Annotated in this window: 2 protein-coding genes; both read left to right on the top strand. The window is 33.6% G+C overall.

The window, feature by feature from the left end:
• Positions 1-231 precede the first annotated feature (231 nt).
• The gene (locus ACKI67_RS08395; protein ID WP_407463074.1) at positions 232-3,237 is read left to right on the top strand and encodes a DUF3656 domain-containing protein; all 3,006 of its coding nucleotides are present in this window, start codon (positions 232-234) and stop codon (positions 3,235-3,237) included.
• Positions 3,238-3,425: 188 nt separating this feature from the next.
• Positions 3,426-5,351 (top strand): MutS-related protein, encoded by a 1,926-nt coding sequence (locus tag ACKI67_RS08390; protein WP_407463073.1) that lies wholly within the window; start codon positions 3,426-3,428, stop codon positions 5,349-5,351.
• Positions 5,352-5,567: the final 216 nt, after the last annotated feature.

Genomic DNA, 5,567 nt, shown 5'->3' with positions numbered 1-5,567 from the left:
TCACTTTACTCACAAGCATTAAAAGAAGACAACACTTATGACTTGAACCTGCTTAAAGAGCAAATCAAAAACATTACATTATCAAGACTGAATAAAGGAAACTTCATTAACGGAAGGCTCCATGAAAAATCATGTTAATAATTATATCAAATAGTTAATCAATACTAAATCAATAGTAAATCAATTAGTAACTAATTAGTAAATCAAATTTTATTACTCGAGGAAAAAACAATGAAATTACCTGAATTACTGGCACCTGTAGGATCTGCAGAACATTTGAAACTGGCAATATTGTCTGGTGCAAATTCCATCTATCTCTCTGGAGAGAACTTTGGAGCAAGGAAATATGCAGAAAACTTCTCAGTTCCAGAAATAAGAGAAGCGGTCAAATATGCTCACTTGCATAACGTGAAGGTTTATGTAACAGTCAATATCCTAATCAAGGAAGGAGAATTGGAAAAAGTGGCAAATTACCTTTTGGAATTATATAAGATGGGTGTAGACGCGGTTCTCATTCAGGACATTGGACTGGTGAAACTCATAAATGAAAACATCCCCGAACTTACAATCCATGCCTCAACCCAAATGAACATCCACAATATTGAAGGAATCAAATGGGCATCAGAACATAATATAAAAAGGATTGTTCTTCCAAGGGAAACTGAAATGAATGAATTGAAAGAGATTATCGATTATGCGCATTCATTAGGTATTGAAATAGAGATATTTGCCCATGGAGCATTATGCTACAGCTATTCAGGGCATTGCCTGCTCTCTTCCATGCAAGGTGGAAGAAGCGGAAATAGAGGAACCTGTGCTCAACCTTGTAGGGAAAGGTATGAATTGAACATCAATAAAACCAAGAAAATCAATCCTAAAACCGAAGGAGAGTACCTCCTATCCCCAAAAGACCTCTCATTGTTTGAGCATCTTGACGAGATAGTCAATCTTGAAGTGGACAGCATAAAGATAGAAGGGAGAATGAGAAGCAATGATTATGTTGCAACTGTTGTCAAAAACTATAGGAAAAGACTCAATAAATTAAGATATGACAAAACAAGCCAAGCATTGAATAGAAATATCAAGGAATTGGAAAGAAAAAGCAAGGGCAAGAAAGGAAGAAGCACCGATTTGAAAAAGGCTCAAGACAAGGAGAACATTGCAAAGCTGAAACAAGAACAGAAACTGCAGAATCTTGAATCCCTTGAAGAGCTTGAATTGGTCTTCAATAGAGAATTTACAACAGGGCATCTCATCCCAAAAAACAATCCTATGATAATGAACAGGAAAAAGCCTGGACACCAAGGATTATATGTCGGAAAGATCCACAGATACAATCCTCAAACTGAAGAGATTCACATTTTACTTAAGGATAATCTTATTCACATTCCAGAAAAGGGAGACGGAATACTGATTGAAAATAATCCTAATTTGGATGTTGATGACAACAAATCCAAAAGGGATGAGAAAAAATTAAAGACAAAACAGGATAAAAGAGCCAAAAGAAAGGAAAAGAGAGCTAAAAAGGAAATCAATCAAGATAATCAGAATGATGGATCCATCCAAACCTATGGATTCGACATCTCATCTAAACCAGTCTTAAAGGATTCAAAGGACAGACATTGGAGAAAAAGAGAGAAAGACAAGGACATTGAAGGAAAGCTTCTGGTTATCAAAAGGGTTAGGGAAAACAAAAGAATCAATTTCCCACTCGTAAAAGGCTCAAAGGTTTACCTTACAAAGAAAAACTCATTGATAAATGAAGTGAAAGACCTTCCTCACAAAAAAGAGGAGCATTATATCAAAAAATCATTATTGGAACTTTACTTCCACATAGACAGCGACAATTATCCTCACTTAAAAGGAAATCTGAAATTGGATAACGGCAAAGTGATCACCTTAAAAATCAAGGGAGAAAAGGCTTGGGAAGAAGCTATCAAAAAACCAATATCCAATGAGACAATTAAAAAGCAGCTATTGAAAATTGGAGATTTGCCTTATTACATTGAAAAGATTACAATAAACAACAATAAAAGTTTGTTCTCTCCAATAAGTGAAATCAATGAACTTAGAAGAACCTTCTTCAACAAGCTTGAAGAGGAGATAATTGAAAGCTACAAGCCAAAGTTAGAGGATTTGGAAATAGCTAAAAGAAACATCAATAGCTTCAATGAAGAGTTGAGAAGGAAAATTGATTTGAAATCAAAGGTTAAAAACAGTGCTGAAGAGGAATATAAGCTATCAGCATATATCAATAGCTTGGAAATATTAAGAGGCCTTAATAATAAAAAATCAGTTTTTGATAGAATCTATTTGGAAATACCTCCAAATAAGGACTTTGAGGAGATAAGCCAGGAAATATTGGAAAACAAATCTCTCAAGGAACATGACTTAAACATAAGCTATTGCGTAAACTTCCTGAAGGAAGCTATTGAAATCTCTAAAGATCAAGATTATAAGCTAATTTGGAAACTTCCAGACATTGCACCTAAGCAAACAAAGGAATCAATAATTAAGATTATAGGAATCCTTAAGAAAATGAATCAGGAGATTGACATAATGACCAGCTTAATTGGATTGGACGAGTCATTAAAAGATAAGTTTGATGTCAATCTTTATGGAAATTATCCATTGAATGTCTATAACATAGAGGCTGTGCTGGAGAGGAATAATTATAAAACATTATCCATATCTCCTGAAATCTATAAGAAAAACATCAAGGATCTTATGGAAGACTACTGTAAGGAAATCTCAAAAGACACATCACTTCCAGAATTGGAAGTCTTGGTTCATGGAAATATCGAATCAATGATTACAAGAAAGGAACTTGTTTCCAAAAAGCAATTGAAGCTTATCAGCAAATACAGCCAAAAGCAAAGAAAGGGAAACAATGATTCTTTTGATAATAGATATTATATCGATTCAAATGAATACTATCTTAAAAACAGAAGAAATCAGTATTATCCAATCAAAACCAATTTGAACGAGGATATGACAATAATCCTAAACTCTGAAGAGCTTTGTCTGATTGATGAGATAGGCTATTTGAAATCAATAGGAATTTCCAACTTTTCAATTGATGCAAGATGGAAATCATTGGATTATATTGCAGATATTGGAAAGGCATATCGAGACATCATTGATGAAAAAGCACAAGATTCCAGCGAATCAGAAAATACAATAGCTAAATATTGTCCTGATTTGACAAAAGCCAATTTTGATAAAGGATTGAAATAACAAAATAATAAAATTTACAGAATTATTAAATTTTACAAAAAGAAATCAATATTCAAATCATGCAAGAATTGGAATTATTGAAAATCAAAAGATTTAAAAATTAATAGAAAAATAAAAAAAATTAATCATATAAGAACAAGTTATAAAATCATATTAAAAAAACTATAATTTCTCATTGAGGTAATCTTATGGAAGGAGCGCAATTACAGAACATTAAGGGTATTGGAGATAAATTATCTCAAAAGATCATTAATGAATTGGGAGGAGAAGAGGAATTGAATCAGGTGATTGAAAACCTTGACCTCGAAAGACTGATAAACATAGAAGGAATCAGCCAAAGAAAGGCAATCGAGATAATGAATCAATTAATCGGAAATCCTGCTCAAAAATTCCTAAAAAGTGAAAGGGCCATTCAGCTATATGAAGAAATCATAGAAAAAGTGCTAAGCTATTCAAATACCTCCTACTCCAAAAACAGAATATTGCTCCTTGCTCCCATTAAAGATGAAGAAATCATCAATGAACGCTTAGACTTTGTAATGAATGCCAAGGAAAAGGTAAGCGATCTTCCATTATATGACTTGGATAAACTTATGAAGAACCTCCATGAGCCTAAGGCATCAAAGCCTAATTATGATGCAAGCAAAGCAATCCTAACAGAAAGCCATGAAGATGCCGATTATTTAATGGATCTTGGATTGAACAAGTACTACACAATAATGACTGCATCCGATTCACCATTCTTCCAGGAAGAATTGAGAGGATATGAACTTATCTATTACATTTACACTGAAGGATTCCTTGATTTAGGAGACATGCCTAATTTAATCATGATAAATAAGGATGCTCCGATTTATCAGCTTGTACCTGAAGTTATTTTAGACTATTTCAAGGAAAACAGAGATTTGTTTGAAAGAGTTGCCAAGATTAAAGGAATATTAGGTGAGGAAACTGTCCTTAATGATGTTGGTCCAATACTTGATGAACTTGAATCCTATAAAACCAAAGAAGTGGATTTGGATGAAATTGTTAAAAATGAGAAGATATATGTGGACCATGAGTTGAAAGAAAGGATTCAAAATATAGACCTTGAAGGAGATGAAGTACTCGACTTATTAAACAATGCCTTACCTGCAAAACTAGAAGAAATATTTAACGAAATTTTAAGTAAATCAAAGGAAACAATTAAGGCAGAAAGTGGGATAGCATTTGACCCATTCATCAAGAAGTATCCGATTGAAATTGATGACATGGAAGTTGAAAGGGTGAAGATGGAAATTCTTTCAAATTCCGAAAACAATTATTTTGATAAAAAGATCACTGCTGCTGAACAATTGGCATCCATCAAGGAAGCTGCCGAAAGGGAAGTAAGTGAAATAATCAAGTTTGACTATGAATATGCATTGGGATGTTTCGCTTATCTTTATGATTTGAACAAACCAGAGTTCACCAATGAGTATGACCTTAAGCAAGCATTGCACCTGAACTTATGCCTAAGGGAAAGAACCAATCCAGAGGAAATCCAAAGAGTGGATTATAAATTGAATGAAGAAGAGAACATTGCATTGTTGACTGGAGCAAACAGTGGAGGTAAGACAACACTTCTTGAAACCATAAGTCAAATTGCCATCCTTGCACATATGGGACTTCCTGTACCTGCCAAATCTGCAAAGATAAAATTATTAGATGAAATATATCACTTTTCAAAAAAGAGATCTTTGGATGCTGGTGCTTTTGAATCATTCTTGAATGTATTCATGCCGATTGTAACAAGCGATAGCGAAAAATTGGTACTCTTAGATGAACTTGAAGGAATTACAGAATTGGAAGCGGCTGTAAAGATCATTTCAAGCTTCATTGAAATGATTGAGGAAAGCAATTCCTTTGCAATAATCGTAACCCATATGGCAAATGAGCTTATGAAATACACTGATATACGTGTAGATGGAATAGAAGCTACAGGGCTCGATGAAAACTATAACCTTATTGTGGACAGAACACCTAAGATGAATTACTTAGCAAAAAGTACACCAGAATTAATCATAAAAAGAATGTATAACAATTCACCACCAGAACTTAAAAAGGTATATGGTAAAATCTTGGAAAAGTTTTAAAAAAAGTAGATATTAAGTAGATATTTAATAAAATAGATTAAATTTGAATTAATCTATAAATCTTATTAAATATAATTGATATTTTGCCCGTATACTAACTCTCTTGCTTCACAGGTAGTTTACCCTTTCCTCCACGAGTAACCCTCGAAACAGGCAGCCTATCTAATGCCGGGTTTCTCCTAATCATCGACAGCTAAAGCTTCCCTCATAGAAGGA

Origin of the sequence: Methanobrevibacter sp., from assembly GCF_045577275.1 — an archaeon.
Taxonomy (GTDB): Archaea; Methanobacteriota; Methanobacteria; order Methanobacteriales; family Methanobacteriaceae; genus Methanobrevibacter.
The sequence above is the reverse complement of the archived record's forward strand: the minus strand, read 5'-3'. Positions and strand labels throughout refer to the sequence as shown.

Bases quoted from the DNA above. Each gene is read 5' to 3' on its own strand.
- ACKI67_RS08395 (WP_407463074.1), top strand. From the start codon at position 232: ATGAAATTACCTGAATTACTGGCACCTGTAGGATCTGCAGAACATTTG.
- ACKI67_RS08390 (WP_407463073.1), top strand. From the start codon at position 3,426: ATGGAAGGAGCGCAATTACAGAACATTAAGGGTATTGGAGATAAATTA.